The organism is Mesorhizobium sophorae (genome assembly GCF_002270415.1).
GTDB classification, from domain to species: Bacteria; Pseudomonadota; Alphaproteobacteria; order Rhizobiales; family Rhizobiaceae; genus Mesorhizobium; species Mesorhizobium sophorae.
Window position 1 is genome coordinate 263,120 of sequence record NZ_NNRI01000021.1, and the last position, 21,375, is coordinate 284,494.

General features: G+C 59.4%; 14 protein-coding genes and 6 pseudogenes. 8 read left to right on the forward strand and 12 right to left on the reverse strand.

Annotated features, from left to right (window positions below):
• Positions 1 to 225 precede the first annotated feature (225 nt).
• A complete protein-coding gene (locus tag CGZ66_RS29460; protein ID WP_095090327.1) occupies positions 226 to 2,310 on the forward strand; it encodes a DNA/RNA non-specific endonuclease in 2,085 nt (694 codons plus the stop codon).
• A gap of 330 nt (positions 2,311 to 2,640) precedes the next feature.
• On the opposite strand, the gene CGZ66_RS41820 is transcribed toward CGZ66_RS29460, so the two are convergent.
• The 3 genes and pseudogenes from CGZ66_RS41820 to CGZ66_RS29470 form a co-directional block, all read right to left on the reverse strand.
• The gene (locus CGZ66_RS41820; protein ID WP_425352331.1) at positions 2,641 to 3,081 is read right to left on the reverse strand and encodes an RloB domain-containing protein; all 441 of its coding nucleotides are present in this window, start codon (positions 3,079 to 3,081) and stop codon (positions 2,641 to 2,643) included.
• Positions 2,991 to 3,299 (reverse strand): annotated as a pseudogene (locus tag CGZ66_RS41825) (RloB family protein); the annotation flags it as partial. The gene CGZ66_RS41820 and the pseudogene CGZ66_RS41825, both read right to left, overlap by 91 nt.
• Before the next feature lie 3 nt (positions 3,300 to 3,302).
• Complete coding sequence (locus tag CGZ66_RS29470) at positions 3,303 to 4,484, reverse strand: AAA family ATPase (RefSeq protein ID WP_167392299.1); 1,182 nt, start codon at positions 4,482 to 4,484, stop codon at positions 3,303 to 3,305.
• A gap of 432 nt (positions 4,485 to 4,916) precedes the next feature.
• Between CGZ66_RS29470 and CGZ66_RS29475 the strand changes: the two are divergent.
• Positions 4,917 to 5,864 (forward strand): annotated as a pseudogene (locus CGZ66_RS29475) (IS256 family transposase); the annotation flags it as partial.
• 329 nt (positions 5,865 to 6,193) lie between these two features.
• On the opposite strand, the gene CGZ66_RS29480 reads toward CGZ66_RS29475, so the two are convergent.
• On the reverse strand, positions 6,194 to 7,414 hold the full coding sequence (locus tag CGZ66_RS29480) for an IS110 family RNA-guided transposase (protein WP_167392322.1): 1,221 nt from the start codon (positions 7,412 to 7,414) through the stop codon (positions 6,194 to 6,196).
• Positions 7,415 to 7,669: 255 nt separating this feature from the next.
• On the opposite strand from CGZ66_RS29480, the pseudogene CGZ66_RS29485 reads away from it, so the two are divergent.
• A pseudogene (locus CGZ66_RS29485) lies at positions 7,670 to 7,891 on the forward strand (transposase); the annotation flags it as partial.
• A gap of 41 nt (positions 7,892 to 7,932) precedes the next feature.
• On the opposite strand, the pseudogene CGZ66_RS41025 reads toward CGZ66_RS29485, so the two are convergent.
• Positions 7,933 to 8,426 (reverse strand): annotated as a pseudogene (locus tag CGZ66_RS41025) (IS21 family transposase); the annotation flags it as partial.
• 458 nt (positions 8,427 to 8,884) lie between these two features.
• Between CGZ66_RS41025 and CGZ66_RS29495 the strand changes: the two are divergent.
• Entirely contained in the window at positions 8,885 to 10,645 is a 1,761-nt protein-coding gene (locus CGZ66_RS29495) for a hypothetical protein (protein ID WP_095090331.1), read from the forward strand.
• A 369-nt stretch (positions 10,646 to 11,014) separates the two neighbouring features.
• The gene (locus tag CGZ66_RS29500) at positions 11,015 to 11,287 is read left to right on the forward strand and encodes a PAAR domain-containing protein (RefSeq protein ID WP_342586887.1); all 273 of its coding nucleotides are present in this window, start codon (positions 11,015 to 11,017) and stop codon (positions 11,285 to 11,287) included.
• A gap of 692 nt (positions 11,288 to 11,979) precedes the next feature.
• On the opposite strand, the pseudogene CGZ66_RS41960 reads toward CGZ66_RS29500, so the two are convergent.
• Positions 11,980 to 12,120 (reverse strand): annotated as a pseudogene (locus tag CGZ66_RS41960) (hypothetical protein); the annotation flags it as partial.
• On the opposite strand from CGZ66_RS41960, the pseudogene CGZ66_RS29510 reads away from it, so the two are divergent.
• Positions 12,064 to 12,706 (forward strand): annotated as a pseudogene (locus CGZ66_RS29510) (porin). The pseudogenes CGZ66_RS41960 and CGZ66_RS29510 overlap by 57 nt on opposite strands.
• Before the next feature lie 73 nt (positions 12,707 to 12,779).
• Here the strand turns inward: CGZ66_RS29510 and CGZ66_RS29515 are convergent.
• Both CGZ66_RS29515 and CGZ66_RS29520 read right to left on the reverse strand, forming a co-directional pair.
• A complete protein-coding gene (locus CGZ66_RS29515) occupies positions 12,780 to 14,150 on the reverse strand; it encodes an IS1182 family transposase (RefSeq protein WP_095090332.1) in 1,371 nt (456 codons plus the stop codon).
• A gap of 138 nt (positions 14,151 to 14,288) precedes the next feature.
• The gene (locus CGZ66_RS29520; protein WP_095090333.1) at positions 14,289 to 14,684 is read right to left on the reverse strand and encodes a hypothetical protein; all 396 of its coding nucleotides are present in this window, start codon (positions 14,682 to 14,684) and stop codon (positions 14,289 to 14,291) included.
• Between the two features lie 358 nt (positions 14,685 to 15,042).
• Between CGZ66_RS29520 and CGZ66_RS29525 the strand changes: the two genes are divergently transcribed.
• Positions 15,043 to 16,359, forward strand: a complete 1,317-nt coding sequence (locus tag CGZ66_RS29525; protein WP_095090529.1) for an aspartate aminotransferase family protein — start codon at positions 15,043 to 15,045, stop codon at positions 16,357 to 16,359.
• A 136-nt stretch (positions 16,360 to 16,495) separates the two neighbouring features.
• A protein-coding gene (locus tag CGZ66_RS29530) for an IS630 family transposase (RefSeq protein WP_095088284.1) occupies positions 16,496 to 17,565 on the forward strand; the annotation gives its coding sequence in 2 pieces (ribosomal slippage) (positions 16,496 to 16,982 and positions 16,982 to 17,565; 1,071 coding nt in all).
• Between the two features lie 273 nt (positions 17,566 to 17,838).
• Here the strand turns inward: CGZ66_RS29530 and CGZ66_RS29535 are convergent.
• The 4 genes from CGZ66_RS29535 to CGZ66_RS29550 form a co-directional block, all read right to left on the reverse strand.
• Positions 17,839 to 18,381, reverse strand: coding sequence for a flavin reductase family protein (locus CGZ66_RS29535; protein ID WP_206073804.1), 543 nt, complete (start codon positions 18,379 to 18,381; stop codon positions 17,839 to 17,841).
• A gap of 51 nt (positions 18,382 to 18,432) precedes the next feature.
• Positions 18,433 to 19,614: an acyl-CoA dehydrogenase family protein gene (locus tag CGZ66_RS29540; RefSeq protein WP_095090334.1), complete on the reverse strand. Its 1,182-nt coding sequence runs from the start codon at positions 19,612 to 19,614 to the stop codon at positions 18,433 to 18,435.
• 161 nt (positions 19,615 to 19,775) lie between these two features.
• Entirely contained in the window at positions 19,776 to 20,660 is an 885-nt protein-coding gene (locus CGZ66_RS29545; RefSeq protein WP_095090335.1) for a branched-chain amino acid ABC transporter permease, read from the reverse strand.
• A gap of 9 nt (positions 20,661 to 20,669) precedes the next feature.
• Entirely contained in the window at positions 20,670 to 21,374 is a 705-nt protein-coding gene (locus CGZ66_RS29550) for an ABC transporter ATP-binding protein (RefSeq protein ID WP_095090336.1), read from the reverse strand.
• Between the last annotated feature and the right edge of the window lies 1 nt (position 21,375).

The window sequence follows — 21,375 nt, forward strand, 5'->3', positions numbered from 1 at the left end:
CATACGTTACTCTTTGTTGCTTAGTGATGTAAGAGGAGGCTGAAATTTTTTAATAAAATGACAGAGCAGCATCGCGAGTCGAAAGGCCTTCGTGTGAAAAGTTGTTAGCCGCTTAAACATTCCGCCGCTTGAGCGTTTGTCGTATGAAGTCGAATCTCTCAATCGCCATCCTCAAACAAAGTCCATCATCATTCCTTATTCAGGCCGTTGGAAGGAAGAGCCTACATGGCCGCGACTAATTTATTCGACGAGCGCCGCCGCGCGGTAATGATTGCAGCGGCAAAGCGATGGAAAACGCAGCCGCCGACGCCTGCGACGACGCAAGTGACGCCATCGGAACAGGCGCGCTACGACGCTCGCCGTTCGAGCTTCGTTCAGGCCAGCGAATTGAAGGCTCAAGGCCGTCTCCCGGTGTTCGTCGAGCGCAAGATCGGCCCCACCCTTGACTGGTACACCTTGCCGCCGGACGATGCTGCCCGAGCCGCTGGCCGGCCGGTCGCGCGCATCGTGGTCAATGTCGATCCGAAGGTCGATCCTGTCGGGTTTGCGACCGGGTTCATGATTTCACCCAACATTCTTCTGACCAACTGGCATGTGTTTCCGGATCCCGGCTCGGTTCGAGGAACAGGCGCCAACTTTCTTCACGATCAAACGGCATCGGGTGTCACTCGAGGCATTATCTTTGAGTTCGATCCGGATGCGCTTTTCTTCTCGGCGGAGGATCTCGATTTCGCGATCGTCGCGGTGAAGCCGAAGGCGGTCACTGGCGAGCTTCTTTCTTCCGCCAACTTCCTGGCGATCAATGGATCGCGGTCAAAGATCCTGCCAGGAATGCCGATCCGGATGATCGAATATCCTGATGGCGGGCCAAAGCGCTATGCGATGGAGAATTGCCGGCTGCTCGAACTGCGGGACGACGGTTTCCTCCGGTACGAGACCGACACTGAGGGTGGATCGTCGGGCTCACCCTGCTCCTCGGAAATATGGGAGGTAGTCGGCTTGCACCACGCCTCAATCCCGAAAATGCGAGGCAATACTATTCTCAATAAGGACGGTTCGGCATGGTCACCTGGCCAGCCGGATGAGGGGATAGATTGGATCGCGAATGAGGGTGTGCGCATAAGTGCGTTGGTCAAGGCCTTCGGCGGACTTGTGCCGACGACGCCCTCCTCCAAACGCCTTTTGGACGAATTGCTGGCCAACACGACCGATCCTACCGATGAGGTCGCGAAGCTAGCGACGCCTCGCGCGCCAGAAGCGCTTAATCCTCTGCTACCTGATCCCTCCAAAATTTTCGCAAACGTGAAAGGAAACGCAATGGGCGGCGTTACCATGAATTTTTCCGGACCAGTGACGATTTTCATCGGTAGCGGCGTGCCGGCATCGCAGCTTCCATTGGCGACGGCCGAGATCGCGGCAGACGAGGCGCTCGAGAAGGCACTGCGCTTCGACCCCAACTACGACGATCGAGAAGGCTACAACCCTGATTTTCTCGAAAACGATATCGCGGTGCCGCTGCCTCGCATTTCGCAGGAGCGGGACCAGGAGATGTACAAGGAAAATGGCCAGATCGTCGTGCTCAAGTACCATCACTTCAGCCTGGCGATGAACGCTTCCCGGCGCATGCAGATGTGGTCGGCGGTCAATGTCGACTACGATGCATCGAAAAGGACCTCCAGCGGCCGCGCCTTCTTCGGTCAAGATCGTTGGGTGTTTGACCCGCGAATCCCCCAGAAATACCAGTTGGGCGATCCCGACATCTATGAGCCCGCCAAACAGATCGACCGGGGCCATATCGTGCGCAGGGAAGACAATGCCTGGGGTGATACGCCGACTGAAATCGAGTTTGCCAATTCCGACACGTTCCACTTCTCAAATTGCACGCCGCAGCACGCGGCCTTCAACCGCTCCCAACCGGGAAAGCAATGGCCGGGAGTTCAAGGTTTGTGGGGCGGTTTCGAAAACCACATTCAACGCGACTTACAATCAGGTGACACGCGCGCCTGCATCATAGCGGGACCGATCTTGGAGGCGAACGATCCGTCTGAGGATTTTGGAACCGGCGTGGTGCAATATCCTCTCGTCTTCTGGAAGGTGGTTGCGGTCTCGGCGCGCGATACCAACGGTCGCCGGTCCCTACGCACCTACGGCTTCAGGCTTTCCCAGAAAGACGTCGTCGATCGGTTCGGAGTGGAATTTGCGCCCGGTGAATATGCACGCTATCAAGTCGCCCTGTCAGCCATTAGCCATGAGGCCGGCGTTATTTTTGACGATGTCCTCTTGCGCGCCGATACACACGCCGAGGCATAACATGACAGTCAGCGTCGCCGAGACGGCTCGCGGCCGCACGTTGCAGTGCGCTTCGGTCCAGAAGACCGAATGTCCTTTTCACAACCCATTGCTTACAAAGCGATATTTCGCATTTTTTAGTTGTGTGCAAGGATTTGTGTAATGCAAACTAGCCTCAGGCTTTGTCACGTTCGACCAGGCACGCACCATTGGGTTGAGATGATCGGTGCTCAAAGGTAATTGCTGAGGCGCATGGCGGCGCAGTCCACCCAATGGCGAGTACGGGCGTCGTGATCGAAGTCGGCCTCCCATCCAGGGGAAGACCGAACAAGACCACGATTTGGAAGGTGGTTATCCCCACGGTACAGGGATCGATAGGAGTTTGTTGGCGACTAGGTCGATGTCTGTGTACGGGTCAGACCCGTCGGCCGGATTGAATGATTCCCGAAGGTGCGTCGCACGCTGCGTAGCAGTCCCGATATTGCCCTTGGTATCATCGTAGACTGTGGCGCTGTTTTTCGCGTAGGTCGGGTAAAAGGCAGGCTTCTTCAGTTCGGCGTAAACCTCAGTTCGGTGTATGGGTGCCAGAACGCTTTTGAAATGGAGTAGCAGCCATAGCTCGAAATTCGGCACGGATGGGACGGCCGCGAAAGGGACACGGACGCCCGCCTCATTCTTATAGCTGTTGTTGAGCGCGGAGACGCCCGGTCCAAAGCATTGTTGTAGGTATGGTGATCGTCGCGATCGAAAACGGCATAGACTTCGTCGAACGCCCTCCCCTCGGCGAGGAATTTGTCTAGGGCATAATTCACTACGCTGAGAGGATCCGTCCCGTAATCTGACGGCAAGATTTGCACGCGTGCGCCGCTGAGACGCCGTTCGCGTCGTATCGCATTGAAATAGCTTCTCTCGGTCTTTTCGCCCTCGCAGACAATGAGAATGCGCGGCGAGCTCTTCTTGCGGCCCTGAGTGCGGCGGAGCGATGATTCAGAACGTGCTCGTCTCTCCATAGGCTAGTCCTGCAACGGTTCCAGGATCGGTATGCCACCGTAGCGTCCGCCCAGATAGCCCTTTTCCAGGGCCTCACCCTTCCGCGGCGAAAAGTCGAGGAGCGGGAAGAAATGTGAAGCCTGCCCCTGGTCCTTTTCCGCGAACCAGATCTGGTCTCTGCGCAGGTGTTTGCTGTCGAGGAGTGAGACATCGTGAGTGGTAAAGATCAGTTGGGCGCCATGCCGGTTCTGCTGAGGATCGTTAAACATTGCGACCAGTTGCTGCACCAACAACGGATGCAGGCTTCGGTCAAGTTCGTCGACCACCAGCAATCGACCGCGCTGAAGAATGTCGAGCACCGGTCCCGCCAGGCTGAAAATAATCTGAGTCCCGGATGACTCGTCCTGGAAGTCCAAGGGATAGGTCACACCGTTGGCCAAGTGACCCAGCTGCGGCATATTGAATTCCACCTCAGATGTTTCGTGCAGGCCGCTTGCCAGATTCACCTGCAACTGCTGCCCACGTCTCTTGTCAAAGGCCAAGCTGGAAACCCCAGTGTCAGCGGCAGAGAGTAACGACACCACGCGCCGCTGGCTCCCGGAATCCTGGACATAGCTGGCGGTGAAATCGGTCCCGATCGCGCCGCCTTGGAGGGAAACCGCCATATCGTCGACGAACTTCTGGTAGAGCGGGCGCAACTGTTCGTTGTTGAGATTAACCGCCGTGGTTAGGAAGAGCACTTCCTTGCGCGTGGCGCCCTCCCACACCTTTTTCTGGCCAAGGAAATAGTCACTGTAGGTGTACCTATATTTTCCCGTCTTCTCATCGCGCTTGCGATGAAACCAGACCTGCGGCTTGGCAGTCTCGTAGACTTGGAGCCATTCCTCAATGATCGCGCGACGTGTGAACTCGAAGCCGTACTGGTACCGCACCCCATCGATTAGGAACGTCATCTCCAACAGCGTCGGATAGCTCGCGGCCTCTGGACGCAGCGCGAACGGCGACAGATTGCTCTCTTGATCCGGCTGGACTTGGTTAGAGGTTGCGACCATGAGCTGCATGAATTGAAGAGCGCGCACCACATTGGTCTTGCCGCTAGCGTTGGCTCCGAAGATGGCAACCGCGTTTACCACGCGCTTGGCCTTTTCCAGTCCGGTCTCACGCGTATGGGTGGCCTGCATCGAAGTGTCGCTGCTCGCCGTCATGCGTAGAACAGCCTCGTCCCGGAACGAACGAAAGTTCTTTATCCGAAATTCCAACAACATAGCTACGACTTTCCTGTTTAAACGTGACTGTCACGCAAAACGTGCAAAAAGTAAAGATATTTCGGTTATTTATCCGATATCGCGGCACTCTCCTTCCGCGCCGCGCATTCTGCCAACGCTCCCGTATGCTGCACGAAAGCCGGAGCACCTTCACCGGCACGACATCACATACAAAAAGCGCGGCGACCTCCTCGGCGATCGCAACGAATAGATTTGCGGCTTCTTTCTGACCGCACTATCGATCGGGATTCAGACGGCGTTTAAGCCGCTCTGAAGAGGTCATTTCCCGCGGGTACATCACGGGAGAGCATGATTAGCGCGTAGCCGTCGCGTTGCAGAAGCACCTGCTCGTAAAGAGGCACAGGTCGACCCTTCGAACAGGGCGGCCTGCTGGATACGCTCAAGAAGGCTCTGACGGAGCGCGCGCTGAACGCGGAGATGGACCATCATCTGGCGAGCGGCGAAGACGCTGGCAATACGCGTAACGGCTATGGCCGCAAGACGGTGACGACCGAGACCGGCAAGCTGGATATCGATGTTCCGCGCGACCGCCAGTCGAGTTTCGATCCGCAGCTGATCGCCAAGTACCAGCGCCGTTTTCCCGGCTTTAATGACAAGATCGTATCGATGTACGCGCGCGGCATGAGCACCCGGGAGATCACCGGGCACCTGCGCGATCTGTACGGCATCGAAGTGTCGGCGGACCTGATCTCAACGGTGACGGACGCCGTGCTCGACGAAGTCGCCACCTGGCAGCAAAGGCCGCTCGATCCGATTTACCCGCTGGTCTTCTTCGATGCGATCCGGGTCAAGATCCGCGATGAAGGGATGGTCCGCAACAAGGCCATCCATATCGCACTGGGTGTGCGCGCCGATGGTGCAAAGGAGGTGCTGGGCCTCTGGCTCGAGCAGAATGAAGGTGCCAAGTTCTGGCTGCGGGTGATGAACGAGCTCAAGAACCGTGGCACGGAGGATATCCTTCTGGCTGTTGTCGATGGCCTGAAAGGCTTCCCGGACGCGATCACCGCAGTGTTCCCGGAGGCGATCGTCCAGACGTGCATCGTCCACCTGCTGCGCAACTCGATGGACTTCGTGTCCTGGAAAGACCGCAAGAGCCTCGCCAGCGCACTCAAGGAAATCTACCGCGCCGTCGATGCCGATGCCGCCGAAAAGGCGCTGGCGGCGTTCGAGGCCGGCCCTTGGGGCCAGCGCTATCCCGCCATCGGCCAGAGCTGGCGGCGCGCCTGGGGCGAGGTCATTCCATTCTTCGCGTTCCCTGACGACGTCCGTCGGATCATTTACACCACGGATGAGATCGACAAGCGCTATTTTGTGACGAGCCCTGGAACCTCCCCGAGTATGTTCTTTGGTTCGACCGCATCGCTGGTGTTCTTCCGTCCCGACCGCCCCATTTCACAGCCGCCGCGCGCAGGGGCAGTCAAGGCTGGCCGCGTTTTACGCGGCCACCGCAAGGCTTGGGCCTTGATCGACCCGAGCACGGCGGCATGCTCCCGATCGGATCGGGGTGCAAGGCGCCCCCGAGGGGCTGGCGCAACTGGAAATACCCGCCGCAGTCAGCTATTGTCTTCGTGCGCGGGCGACCTCGTGGCGAAGCGTGGTGCACCGGCTGAAAGCGCCGCCGGGCCGCCTTATTCGAGCCTTGCCGGACTGAGGCGCCCGCGCGCCTTTTCCTTTGGCAGGCGCGGGCGCCAAGCCTCAACGAAGTGTTCGTATCCTTTCTGGGCCTGCTCGGCGACGCGCATCTCCTGGTTCCGCAGCTCCTTGACATTGTAGGCATAGGTCGGTCCGCGGCTGTTGCCCTTCTTCTGCGGCTTGCCGGCCTGCAGTTCCATGCTGCGCATCTTGTGTGCAACCAGACTGGGTCGCGCCCAGAGGTAGTCCGCCTCCTTCGTCAACATATGCCAGACGAGCACCGTCAGCTTGCGCGCCACGGCGACGGCGGCAACCTGATGGCCGCGCCGGGCCCGGATGCTGACAAAGAACGCATGGAGCGGCCCCGGCGTCTCGGCGGCCGCCCAGGCGGCTTCCACCAGCATCGCGCGGGCATGGCTGCGTCCGACCTTGCTGATCCGCCCGTGATGGGCCGCGCCGAGCCCCGACTGGCGCACGCGTGGGTTCAGGCCGAAATAGCTCACCAGTTTTTGCGGGCTGGAAAAACGGCCGATGTCACCGACAGCCGCCACTAGCCCGCCGGCCACTGCGAGATTGACGCCAGTGATTGTGAGCAGCCGTTTGATCACCGCATCATCGAGCGCGCTCTCGGCAATCTCCCGGTCAAGTACGCGGAGATCGTCACCCAGCCTGTCCAGTTCCCGGATATGGCGCTGGATTGCGGCGCGCTCGTCATCCGGCACCGGCTGACGGGTGAGCCAGGCACGACCGAGGCGCCCGAACAGGTCGGCATGGGGGCACCGCGGAATCAGGTGGGCGTAGAGGATCGAATGTACCTCGTTCTTGATCCGGGTCCGATGCCGCACGACCTGGTAGCGCCGCGCGACCAGTCTGCGCATCCGCTCCGTGGCGGCATCCGGTGTCCAGATCTCCGGCAGGTAGCCGGCTGCGTACAAGCTGGCCAGCGTGCCGGCGTCGATCTTGTCGGTCTTCACATGAGCGTGCGCGATCGCTTTGACCTGCAGCGGGTTGGCGATCACCACCCGCTTCACGAATGGCGACAGCACCCGAGAGACCGCCATGCAGTTGCCAGTGGCCTCGATGACCACCTCGTCGTCGGCCAGAAGGGTTTTGCCGAAGCCTTCCAGCGCGGTTCGCGTCATATCGACCCGGCCCACATGCCGCAGTCGACCATCTTCCCAGATCACCACCTCGCCAAAGGTGCGGTGGGTGTCGATTCCAATTACACGTCGCATTCCTACCTCCTCTCGATCAGTCAGAGGGGAGCGGCGGGCGACACGACAACTACGGATCCGCGCTCTCAGCGCAACCGGGCGAGTCGCAGAGGCGGCCATCTACTAACACGAGCTCGCAGCTCAACGTACAAGATCGGCCTGCCCGCACCTTCGTGCTCCCGGTGCCTCTGTCCCGGATGGTCGCACCATACGCCGCGATCACGAAAACCGCAGCCGGACATCGGCACCGCCATCTTCATACCGGTTACGAACTCAATAGAGGCGTTGAACTCGAAGCTCAGGCGGGCTGTCAGGGCCAGGGGCCACTTCCCAAGCGACGATGCGGCAACCAAGTTGCTCTACCTGATCTTGAACCGATCCGAGAAAGAGTGGAAAATGCCGCCACGTGAGTGGACAATGGCCAAGGCCCAGTTCGCCGTCATCTTCGGCGAGCGCTTCATCCGGGCCATGGCGGCGTAATGTTCAACCGCCCGCCCGCACACGAAATTCCTGACAGTCCCGACGAACATCATGCGGCTCTGGCAGAGCCGGACATGGGCGACCTTCTCGGTCACCGTCACGCCGTTGATCAGGACGATCTCGTGGCTCCAGTCGAACTGGTAGGCCTCGCCCGGCGCGAAGAACAGCGGCACATAGGCGTCCGCCATCGCCGACCCCTGTGCCTTCGCCCAGTTCTTCGCGTATCGACGGACGGCGTCATAGCCTCCCTCGTAGCCGAGGCTGCAAAGCTCTTCGTAAATCCGGATCTGTGTCAGCTGCTCGCGCGCCGTCTTGCCACGGTTGCCATTCAAAAACCCGTCAAGCTGATCCTGCCACGGACCGATCTTGGGCTTGGGCTGCCGCTCGCGTTCGTAGGAGAACGATGTCTCATCGGACCTGAGTATCTTGCGGACTTGTTCCGCGACACATGCAGTTCGCGGCAAATCCGCTTGAGAGACCATCCCTGCACATGGAAGGCGCGCCGAACCCGGGCAATCGTATCCACCGACTTCATCCCCACACCATCCACTCGCCACGACGAACTGATGGTCGCAAATCAAAGCCTTCACACTTGGGCGTCCAACCTATTCATACTGACCATTATGCATAAGAGCTCTATCACCCGCTGGATCCGGCGTTGCTGAATGCTCTCGAACGCGCATGATGGCATATCCGTTTTATATGGGACGCTTCAGCACATCGCAGCTAAACAAAGAAATGCCGTTTTGCCGGCTAGGAGACAGGGAGAGTTGGGGACAGTAGTCGGCCCGGCAGGAGCGGCTGGTGAGGCGATGGGCAAGGAGTTGAAAGCCGCGTAGCCAACGCTCAACGAGGCGCGCCCGACCGGCGACGGCCATGTGGAGCTGGCGTTTGGGCCCAGCTCAGGACGAACTGGCCCGCGAGATCAAGTCGCGCTGATGCCAAGTGCTCCGGACCAAAGGCTCGAAGTTGTGAGTGAGGACACCAAGCGAAATGATGCCACAACTGGACCACTGGCTCCAACAGGTAACAGGAATAACGGGGCTGCTCCCGGAGTTACTCGGCGCGATTGCGGAAAGGCTCAGCCCGATCGATCTGCTGGCGGTGTCGCAGACAGACGGCGAGCTGCGTGCTGCTGTCCAAATGTCCGCGGCGTTGGAAGAAAGGCGCCAGATGGCAATCCGGGTTCAGGCCGTCTGGAGCAGGTTAATGGTCCCGCAGCCAGGAGTCGCGAATCCCTATGTCGGACTAATGGCTGCCGGCGCGTTGGAATCTCTGGCATCCAATTTCAATTGCCTGACCGGCGTGCAGCAGGAGCAGCTCGTTGCCATCGCCGAAGGACTTAACAACCCCGAGCACCGCGTCTTTGCCCTGCGAGCCCTCGGCGGGGGGCTGGGAGGGCTCGCGCCCACGCTTCAGCAGCGCCTCGTCGAGGTCGCCGAAGGACTTGACGACGAAGAGCACTGCGTCGATGCCCTGGCAGCCCTCAGACAAGGGGTGGGAGGGCTCGCGCCTGCGCTCCAGCAGCGTCTCATTGATCGCGCCGAGGCGCTTGACCCCGAACTTCGCTTCTCGGCCTTGGATGACCTCGGGCTGGCCGTGGGTGACTTTACGCCCATACTCCAGCAGCGTCTCATCGAACTTGCCGAGGGGGTTGGCGATCCCCAGCTTCGCGTCGCTGCCCTCGCTGGTCTGGCAATGGGTGTGGGACGGCTTGTGCCGGCGCTCCAGCAGCGTTTCGTCGATCGCGTCGAGGAGCTCAACTCGGAAGACCGCGTCTCGGTGTTGTCAGCCCTCGGGATAAGCGGGGGAGAGTTTGTGCCCGCGCTCCAGCAGCGTGTGGTCGACCTCGCAGCAGGGCTTGTCGATCCCGAGCATCGCGCTCAAGCCCTGGAGGACATCGGACCGAACCTAGGAGAGCTTGCGCCTGCACTACAGCAGCGCCTCGTCAGGCTCGCCGAGGCGTTTGTCGATCCCGAGCTTCGCGCTAAAGCCCTGCGGGGCATCGGAACGAACCTAGGATCGCTTGCGCCCGGACCACAGCAGCGCCTCGTCGTGCTCGCCGAGGGGCTCGCCCAGTACGAGCATCGCGTCACAGCTCTGCTGGGCCTCGCAGTGGGCGTCGAAGGACTTGCGCCCACGCTCCAGCGGCGCCTCGTCGACCTCGTCGTGAACCCTGACCTCGAAGATTACTCCTCGGCCCTCGCAGCCCTGAAACCAGCCGTGGGAAAGCTTGTGCCCGAGCTACAGGAGCGCCTCGTCGCGCTCGCCGAGAATCTTAACGACCAAAGCCATCGCGTCATTGCGCTGCAAAGTCTCGGAGAGAGCGCGGGATCGCTTCTGCCCGAGCTACAGGAGCGCCTCGTTGTGCTCGCCGAGAATCTTAACGACCAACGCCATCGTGTCAATGCGCTGCAAAGCTTCCGAGAGAGCGCGGGATCGCTTCTGCCCGAGCTACAGGAGCGCCTCGTTGTGCTCACCGAGAATCTTAACGACCCACACGATCGTGTCACTGCGCTGCTAAGCCTCGGAGAGAGCGCGGGATTGCTTCCGCCCGAGCTACAGGAGCGCCTGGTCACCTTCGCCGAGAGTCTTAACGACCCGGACAACCGTGTCGCGGCCGCGCGGGTCCTTGGAGCAAGCGTGGGAGCGTTTCCGCCCGCGCTACAGCAGCGTCTCGCTGCTATTGCTGAAGGTCTTGTCCATCCGTGGGCTCGGGCTGCCGCCCTGGCAGCCCTGTGTCCTAGGAACTAAACCCATTCACTTGGGTTTTTCCGCCCAGGGTAATTCAAGTCTTGCAATCGGGCGGCCTCCGGCCGCGTTGCCGGTACGAACTGATGGAGCACGAAAGCTTGATCATGTCACCGCTGTTGGCAAATGTCTCGTGGTGTTCTCGCGTCGGTCATTCGCGTCCTGAACAGCTCGGAAATGTCTGGTCGAATGGGTCATGCCCTAGCCCGCGGCGTCCGGGCTCCGTCGAAGTCGAGAAGGGTCGTCGTGCCATCAGCTCATCTTGAAATCGCCGGATGGCTCCTGTGGATCTCGATCAACTTTCTGGGAGCATAATGGGACGGGACTGAGAAGATGGACATGGTTGGACAACTTGTTAGCCTCAAAGGCCACATGCATATCTGCCCCCTGGTCGAGCCTGGACCACGGCCGCATATCGGCGGCCCCGTGATCTTGACCGGTCAGAATTTTGTCTGCGTGGAGGGCGTTCCAATCGCCACCGTGAGCGACAGATGCCTATGTTCCGGCGCGCCGACAACCTCCGACAGCATTAAAGAAGGCTCTTCAATCGCGCGGATCAACGGCAAGAGGATTGCGCGGATGGGAGATTCCTGTTCACACGGTGGGCGCTTGGTTCAAGGCGTGCCGTGGATAACGTTCGAGTAACATCGCCGGCGAACGCGCTGGCGCCGACTCGAACTTCGAGACGCCGCGGCATCGTGCAGGGCAACGCCACGCCGCCGCTCGTGCCGATGCCGGAGGCGATGAAGCGAGAGCTTGAAGAATACCCCGGGCGTATTTGCGACCAATTCTGCGGCGGAGCGGGCAACAACTCAGGATGCGGGCGGCCGAGGCCGAGCACGACTGCGAGGACCACGTGATCGTTGCGATGCGCCAGACGGTGGTCTACTCCTGTGAGCTGAAATTAGACGATCTGGAATATTCAAACAGCTTGAAGGCTGTAGCCTCCCGCATTCAGCACCGGCAGACGTGGCGGCCGCGCAACGAGGGCACGCAAGCGCCGACGATACTTTAGTGGAGTGCGTACATAAATGGTCCCGTGCTCGCCACCCACGAACTGCCGTTGCAGAGAGGACGTGAAGCCGCTCCACGTTGGCACGGTGCCGTCGCCGACGTCCTCTTCCTCGATCGCGTCGGGACGCAGTTTGCCGAGATGGACCGACGTGCTTGAGACGGCATGATCCGTGTCGTCTGGCGTCGCTGGGTCAACAACGTCGGACGTCTGCGCTGGAGTTTGCTTCGCGATCCAATCGGGGTGAAACAATCATGGAGGCTCGCCGCGTTGTTGGCCGCGGCGCAATGCGCTCTCCCTTTGGGTTCAATGCCCGATCGATTGTTCAGGGACGCTTCCCGCAAGGTCCAAAGCGCTCGTCGTCGGCAGGACCTTCGACGCTGGCAGCGGCTTCTCGGGCGTTGTCTCGCTGGAAGAAGGCTCCGGCGCGACCGGCACAATCGACAGCTATGTCCCCCATGTTGTCGGCGGCTTGAAATACAAAGGCGACTGGGGCGCGGTCACGGGTGTCGTCGCCTATGACAGCTCCTATGGAAGTGGCTGGCAAGGTTCGACTGGACGTCAACGTCACCAAGGAACTGACCCTGTTCATCATGGGCGGCTACGGCACGGACGATAACCTCAGCGACGATCCCGGCAATGCCATCGATGCTCATGGCCGCGGCTTCTACAAGCCGTGGGGCGGCAACTGGGCCGTCTGGGGCGGCGGCACCTACAAGTTCAATGCCAAGACCGCGTTCAACCTCCAGGCTTCGGCTGACGACGACAAGAACTACGCTCTGGCTGCGAACGTCGCCTATACCATCGTTCCGGGCTTCACGATCACGACCGAAGTCGACTGGGACCATTCGGTCACTTCGACGATGGCACTCCGTTCGGCAACTTCACCAAGGCCGACAAGAAGGATAGCGTTGGCGGCATCGTCCGTTTCCAGCGCAATTTCTGATCGAACCCCTGCCGATCAGAACGGAAAGGCCCGCGACATCGTCGCGGGCCTCAGACCGCTGACAAACCCCGTCTATTTTAGGCGGGGTTTTGTTTTATGGAATTGAATAGGCTTGTGATTTCGCTGTCAGGATAATTTGCCAGGAGGTTGCAGGAAGTCGGCAGGGTGGTTCGCTGTCCTCAGGCGAGGCCTGATTTTGGCTTTGGCCACAGGCAAAGGGCGATTTTCTTGATGTTCTGTGCGGCGGCTGTGAGTAGGCATTGGCAGGCGACGCGAACGTGACTTCGGAAGCGTGCGTAGCGGTGGCCATGCAGTTGCTTGGCATCGGCGAAGGAACGCTCGACCGTCTCCTTGCGGCGGCGGTAGATAGCCTTGCCCCATCGAGTGAGACGGTTGGCGTCGTTTCGTTCGCGCGCATCCTGCCAGACATGGCGGGTGATCAACCGTGTTGCATTGGCGTTTGTCGTGCAGGAGGCCAGCAACGGGCAATTGCGGCAGATGGCGGGATCGCTCTTGTAGTGGCGGTAGCCGGTGCGGTCGGTGGTGGCGTAAGCGAGGACCTGGCCTTCAGGGCAACGGTAGCCCTCAAGCTCCGGCTCATAAATGAAGGCGCTCTTCCTCATCATGCCGGGCCTGGGTGGTGTCGGATTGCGATAGCCGGTGACGCCCCTGATCCGGCGCTCCTCCAGCCCCTTGGCGATGCCTGGCGTGGCATAGCCGGCGTCAAGCCCGACGGCGGCGACATCGAAGCCGAAGCGCTCCACCTGCCGGTCGAGGCGTGAGAGATAGACGATCGAGTCATGCACATTGGCCGGCGTGGCATGGGTGTCGGTGATGATGGCGTGGGCGGCATCCACCGTGCGGTGGTCGAGGTAGAAGAAGCCCTTCGGCTTGCCGTCGCGCACCATGTAGCCGCTGTCGGGATCGGTACGCGACACCTTGGTCTCCTTCTCGACGGGCTGGCGTTCTTTGTCCTTGAGCGGCTTCTTGCCATGCTGGGCGCGGTCCTCCTCAATGGCGGCGTCCAGCGCCTCCCAGTAGTCGGCGCGCGACTTGGCTACCACCGCAAGGTCGAAGCGGTTCTTGTTGGCGCTGGCCTTGAGATGGGTGCTGTCGGTGTAGAGCACCGTGCCGTCGACAAGCCCATGCCGGATCGCCTGCTCGACGATCCTGTCAAAGATACCCTGCGCGATGGTCTCGTCCTGATAGCGCCGGCGCCGGTTCTGCGACAGCGTCGAGGCATCGAACACCTTGTCCGTCAGCTTCAGCCGCAAGAACCAGCGATAGGCCACGTTGACCTCGATCTCGCGTACCAACTGGCGTTCCGAGCGAACCCCGAACAGGTAGCCGATGAACAGCGCCTTGAACATCAAGGTCGGGTCGAGCGGCGGCCGGCCATTGTCGGCGCAGTACAGCGGTGCGGTCAGATCGTGGATGAAGGAAAAGTCGATCACGAGGTCGATCTTGCGCAACAGATGATCAGCCGGAACAAGCTGATCCATCGTTACAATCTCAAGCGCGGTCTGTTCAGGCGCCGGTCGCTTCAACATGACCCAGTGAATCAAAAACCCACGGCAATTGCCAGGGGTTTGTCAGCAATCTGAGGCCCGCGACATCGTCGCGGGCCTTTTTGTTTGGCCGAGAGCTGCCGTACCGACGCGAATGTGCCCTCCCGTAAGAAGAAGCGCTCAGCCGGCTGGGAACGGGACGAAGTGACCCGAGCCACGAAGCCTCGCCAGCAGGATGATGGCCGTTCCGCGGTGGTCACCCCTCGCCTGCTCACTTAGCGGCGACGCATCCCAGGCAGCCAATTCTGCCACCAAACGGGCTGTGTCTCCGTTGATCGAGGCGCATCGAAGCTGTCCGCTCTTCTCCATTACGATTATCGCTGTGCCGGTTTCGCCATATCCAACCCCAGCCATCCGCTGAACGCAGGTATCACCGTCGACACGTACGTCGAATAGAACCGATCCTGCTGTTTTCTCCGCAGCGTCAGCCACACGATCACCGAACGGTTGATGCAGGCCCTCGCGATTGCCGAGCGACTGCTCAAACAACGCCAATTCAACATGCTCCGCCACCATGGTAGCCAGGGTGCGCGCCGGCTGGCGTAATCCGCAATAGGCCAAGGCTGACTATCCACACTCCGCAGCCTTTCGATGCTATGCCGGAGCTGCGCTCTTGGTCGACGCCACCCTCGTTGTGCGCCTAATCTCCGGCCCCGATGCCCGTTCCTTGCCGGCCGTACTAAAATGTTAAAATTTTTTCTATTTGCAGTAATGGTAAAATTCTGAAAATAATTTTGCAATGGCCGCGCGCCTGGTCAACGGCGCGTTTTGGCAAGCAATAGAGCCGAATTGAGCGCCTTACCTATGGCGAGCAAGAAGATCGAATAGCCGAAATCGCCCGGTGCTCCCCGCTGCCGATATGAAAGGAAGACCAGTGACCGATCTTTATCGCCGTGAAAGCAAATCAGTTTCGAACATGGCTCAACTTCGTTTCTTTCCTCAAGCGGTCGTTGGAGGGAAGGGATCGTATTTGCGAGGCGATGATGGTCGCCAGCTTCTTGATTTTTCGGCCTCTTGGGGAGCTGCGAGCCTGGGGCATGCTCATCCTTCGGTTCGCGAGGCCATTACGCGGGCGTTTTCAGATCAAGCTGGTGCAAGCTACCTGTCTTCCGCAAACGAACCTAGCGTGCTTCTTGCTGAGAAGCTTTTATCATTGGTTCCACCACGCAGCCGCGGCCGAGTTTGGTTGGGGCACTCTGGCTCTGATGCTAATGAAACAGTAGCTCGAATGGTCGTCGCAGCCACCGGACGCCGTCGAATATTGGCCTTCAAGGGCGCGTATCACGGCGGGACCAGCGGTTCCATGGCTGTTTCGGGTCATCCGGCGCTCAAAGGTGTGGAGAAATTCGGCGGCCTGATCTTGGTGCCTTATCCGAACAGTTACGCGGCAGGTGACCCGACAGCTGCCAGTGCCGCGGCGCTGTCCCATCTCGAGGAGGTTTTTTCGGCGGACGTTCGGCCAGAAGAAGTTGCTGCCTTCTTTATCGAACCAATACAGGGCGATGGAGGATTGCTAGTGCCGCCTGTCGGTTTCTTCGCCGAGATCGAACGGTTTTGCCGTCAGCACGGAATTCTTCTGGTGTGTGACGAAGTGAAGTTTGGCCTAGCTCGAACCGGACTTCTGCACGCCTTCGAACATTCAGGGATTGAGCCAGACATTGTGGTTTTTGGTAAAGGCCTCGGCGGAGGTTTGCCGATATCTGCGGTCGTCGGCCCCGAACCCATTATGAATCACTCCCCTACCTTTTCCTACCAAACGCTACACGGCAATCCGATCTGCGCGTCAGCGGCATTGGCGGTACTGGAGACGATCGAAAAGGACGGGTTGGTCCGAAATTCGGCAGACATCGGCTCTTACATGTTGGCCTCACTTTCGAAGCGAAGCAGAGATTGGGATTTGGTTGGCGATGTCCGGGGGAAAGGGCTTGCCATTGGGATTGAGCTTGTGGGCGATCGCGTTAGTCGCGCACCAGCGAAAATCCAGACCGCTCTCACTGTTTATAGAGCGTTCCAGCTTGGACTCGTAATGTATTATGTCGGTTCGAATTCGAACGTCCTGGAGCTTACCCCGCCGCTCATATTGAGTACAAGTGAAGCCGACGAAGGCGTTTCTATTATTGGTCAAGCACTTCAAGATGTCGCCGCTGGGAAGGTTTCGCCCGACTTGATCTCATCCTTTGCCGGCTGGTGATATTCACCAAGTTGGCCCGTTTCGGCTTCGTGAATACCGAGTTAGTAAGTCATACTAAAGGATCTGACGGCTGACTCTCTTGGGATACCGGAGTGAGCGGAACCGTGATTCCATTGGGGCGAGGAGGATTCGCGCCATGGGATCAGCGATCAAGATGCGGACGGACTATTCGGCAGCCGAGTTGCGGCGGCTGGCCAAGAGTTCGAAGGATAGCAAGCAGAGCCGTCGGCTGCTGTCGTTGGCAGCGGTTCTCGACGGGATGAGCCGTGAGGATGCGGCCCGGGTCGGCGGCATGGACCGGCAGACCCTGCGGGATTGGGTTCACCGTTTCAACGACGCTGGTCCAGACGGCCTCGAGGACGCCTGGAACGGCGGGCCGGAGCCGCGCCTGTCGGTGTCGCAGAAGGCGGAACTGGCACGGATCGTCGAGACCGGGCCGGACCGGGCCGTCGACGGCGTCGTGCGCTGGCGGCGCATTGATCTCCAGAGGCTCATCAAGGAACGCTTCGGCGTCGACTATCACGAGCGCTACGTCGGAACGCTTTTGAAGCAGCTCGGCTTCTCCCATATCAGCGCCCGGCCACTTCATCCGGGCCAGGACGGCGAGATCGTCGAGGCGTATAAAAAAACTTCCCGCGCACGCTGAGCGCCCATCTGGCCGACCTGCCCAAAGGCAAGCCGGTCGAGATCTGGTTCCAGGACGAAGCCCGCATCGGCCAGAAGAATGGCATCGTGCGGCAATGGGCCAGGCGCGGCACGCGGCCCCGTCAGCCGGCCGACCAGCGCTACAAGAGCGCCTATCTGTTCGGCGCCATCTGCCCGGCGCGTGGCATAGCAGCCGGGCTGGCGCTGCCCTTCGCCGACACGGAGGCCATGCAACTTCATCTCGACGAGATCAGCCGCCATGTTGCCAGGCGCGCTCATGCCGTTCTGCTGCTCGACCGCGCCGGCTGGCACACCACCGCCAAACTGAAAGTGCCCAAGAACATCACGCTAATCTTCCTGCCGCCCCGCGCGCCGGAGCTGAACCCCGTCGAGAATGTCTGGCAGTATCTGCGCCAGAACTGGCTCTCAAATCGCGTCTTCGAAGGCTACGACGCCATCATCGACGCCGCGTGCGGGGCCTGGCGCGAGCTCATCGAACGACCAAACACCATCACATCAATCGGAATGCGCGAATGGGCTCACGTCGGTCAATCAAATTGACCGTTGGTATCAGTGCTTGCGAGGGCTGAAGAAACGCAGCCGCGAATTGTCCGAGATTCAAAGGATCTGCGCGAACGTATGCAAATTGAACCGCCAGCCTCGCGACCGTGGGCAGAATCGACTCGGCGCGGTTCGAGACCGAGTACTTCGCAGAAGGTGGAAACTGGCCAAGCTGAGGGCGGAGTGGCGGAGCGTGATGATGGGGGCTGAGATCTCAAGGATCGTCGTAGAGTGATTTCGCGGGTGCGACTGATCATGCGATCCTTTCTGAACCTAGAAAATCATTTCATCCAGAATCATTTGTACGTCAGCGGGTCGACGAACCAGTTCAACGAATTCCATCGGCTTGTGGTATCGGCGACCTTGCCAAAGGAGCGAATTGTGGGAATCGCCCTCCCCAAGCTGCACGTCGGTGACGACGCCGATCAAGATACTGTGCGAAAAACCGTCGTAGGTATGGCTAAGTTTGCAATCAAGCGCCATCGGCGCGCCAACAAGGAGCGGTGCCCCGGTTTTGCCCGCGACCCAATATTTCTTCTCGAAGCGATCTGGACCTTTTTGAGATTGAAATCGACGCGCCACATTGGACAACGCAGGAGATAGCAGATTTACGGCGAAGATACCTCGCCGTAAAATCGTGTCGTGCGAACTGGCCGACTTGTTGATGCAAACGAGAACAGACGGCGGATCGAAGGATAAACTACAAACCGCAGTGGCGATCAGGCCGCTCGGAAGGCCATCTTCTTCAGTCGTGATGATATTGACGGCCCCGGCGAAACGGCCCATCGCCTCCCTGAAGGCATCGTTCCTATCCAAGTCTGTCCTCCGTAGCAGTGACCCGTTCTGAATTGATCGCAGACCTAATTTTCAGAAGCCTGCACTCACCTGGTCAAGCTTCAGCAGCGCCCGGGCGTATATCTCGCGCCCAATGTCGCCATTAATATAGGCATGTCGCGTGCAAGTCTCCATGTCGCGCCAGATCCGCTGGACCGGATTACTGAGCATGAAAACCGACGCTCCGCCTATGTTCAGCAGCAGGTCTACGGCCTCGCGCACGCGTTTTTGCGCAACCGCCGCGTCAAGTCGGACGCGAGCTCGCTCGAGATCGGTCATGCTTGTACCGTCGCTGACGGAGCGATCGATATCGCTGGCCGCGCGCATCGTATGCAACCGTGCGGAGTCGATCAGACCACGAGCATCTGCCAGATTTAGCTGGTAGCTTGGGGACTGCCTTGCATCTGTATATAGGGACGTCACAATGGGCTTGCCGCGCTCGAGGTTCTCCAACGTGAAATCGAAAGCTGCCTCCGCCATCCCGACAGCCGCAGAACATATGCCCAACGGAAGCGCGGTTATGAGCGGTGCCCGATAGAGAGGTTCGTCAGAATGGTCCGAGCGACTGAAGCCGGAAAGCATTTCGCTGATGAGCATCGTCCGGTGTTCCGGCACGAAGATATCTTTTCCCACAAAGGTATTGCTCCCCGTCCCTGCCATCCCAGCGACATGCCATGTGTCTTCGATCTTCAGCTCGGACGTCGGCACCAGTGCAAGCCGTACGTCGATCAGAGCCCCACTGGCATCCAGGACCGCGGAGCCCACGAAGCTCCACTGCGCTTCGAAGCATCCGGACGCCCAGGGCCATTTGCCTGTCAACATCCAGCCCCCCTCGACCGCGGTGGCTTTCCCGGTGGGGGCCCATTGACCGATGACGACCGCGCGGGGATCCGAGCCAAAGACATCGTCGCGCGTCTTGTCAGGCATGAGCCCCATCAAAGATGCGCTGCTATTGGCGACCATGGCGAGCCAACCAGCAGCACTGTCGCCGCGGGCTAGTTCCTCACAAATCTCGCAGTATGTCTGGATATCAATCTCGCGACCACCGCAGCGGCGCGGCACCAAACCCTGCAGAAAGCCGGCGCTTCGCACCGCCGCAGCACTCTCCTGAGCAAGTCGTCTGTTTTTTGCTGATTCCTCCGCATTTGCACGCAAAAGCGGTCGGAGTGCGCGAGCATTGCGTACCAGCTCGGCGTTACTTAGGGTTAAATCCATCACTGTTCTCCTCCTTATTATACCGATATACCCACACCGTCGCGGCAAATTGATAATGTTGCTCAACGGGCTGAAGCCATAGCGGCGTCAGTGCTTGCTCGTTTGCCGTCGGTACTTGTTACATCCGGTCTGATTCCTACCCGCCACCAGAGCGTGCATATTCACGAGCGAAGACCCCGTACGGCTGGCAATAGACCGTCCGGCTTGACAAGCAACAAAAGAACTACCGCCAGAAGGACAAGCGCATCCCGGTATGGCGCGGTTCCAGTGGTGAGGAACGGTTCTGAACCGACCTCCAACGCGCCGAGCACAAAGCCGCCCAGCACGGCTCCCCGCAAAGAACCCAGCCCGCCGATGATCGCAGCGATGAAGGCCTTCAGGACCGGAGTAAAGCCCATGAGCGGATCTACCGAGCCACGCTGCGAAATCCACAATATCGCGGCAATACCAGCAAGAAGGCCTGATATCGCGAAGGACGTCGCAATGACTGTGTTTGCGCGCAAACCAAGCAAGCTAACCATGATGAAGTCTTCGGATGCGGCGCGCATCGCGACGCCCAAAGTGGTCTTGCGTAAGAAGATGTCGAGCCCGATTAGAGCTAGTGCCGTCAGGGCGATGGATGTCAGCGGGACCATACCGATCTGAAAGCCTCCGAAAGTAAGAGTTCCTGACATCCATTCCGGCAGAGCGACCGCTCTTCCGCGAGCAGAAACTCCGTTTTGAAAGAAAACCTTGCAAATGGTGCTTACGCCAAAGCTGGTAATCATAAGCGTCGTCACGGACGCGGACCGCATAGGACGAAACGCTATTCGATCCATCAATACCGCAGAGAGCGCCGCTCCCAGACAGGCCACTAGAAGAACTACAGGCAACGGCAGGCCGAATGAAAGCGACAGTACTATGAGGTAGCCTGCAATCGTCATCAGTTCGCCATGTGCGAAATTTATGAGCCCAACGATCGAAAATACGATCGCCAGCCCCAGCGCCAGGAGAGCGTATATTCCACCCAGGCTAAGAATATTAACCAGGTACTGGACGAATTCCATGACGACCTCCTAGATTGCCAAATATGCCTGCCGCACAAGGTCAGAGCTGGCGAGTTCAGATGCCGTACCGCTTAGAGCAATACGGCCGTTGGCTACCACGTAGCCTCGATCGGCCACGGACAGAGCCAACTCGACATTCTGTTCAACAAGCAGAATGGTAAGCCCCTGCTTGCGCAGGTCTTCGATTAATTCGTAGACCTTGTCTATCGTTTGAGGCGCAAGGCCCAACGAAGGTTCGTCGAGCAAGAGCAGGTCGGGCTGGCTCATTAAAGATCGGGCGATCGCCAGCATCTGCTGTTCACCGCCCGACAGGCTCCCTGCCTTTTGATCGATGCGCTCAGCAAGGATGGGAAAGCGGGAGAGCATGCTATCTCGGCGAGCCCGCAGCTCATTACCTTTCGCGAACGCCGCTCCCCCTAAATGCAGGTTTTCACCAACTGTGAGATGGGCGAAAACACGGCGACCCTCAGGAGTTAGTGCTATTCCCTTTCGGCTGATGACGTCTGCGGGCAGGCCGGTGAGTGGCTGACCTTTGAGCAACACCTTGCCCTCGGCAGGTGGGATGGACCCGGCGATGCCGGCAAGAATCGAACTCTTGCCGGCGCCATTGGCGCCAATGAGTGTGACAAGTTCTCCATTTCCAACGTTTAGATCGACGCCATGGACAGCCTGGACGGCCCCGTAGCGTATTTTCATTCCCTCGACACGAAGCATT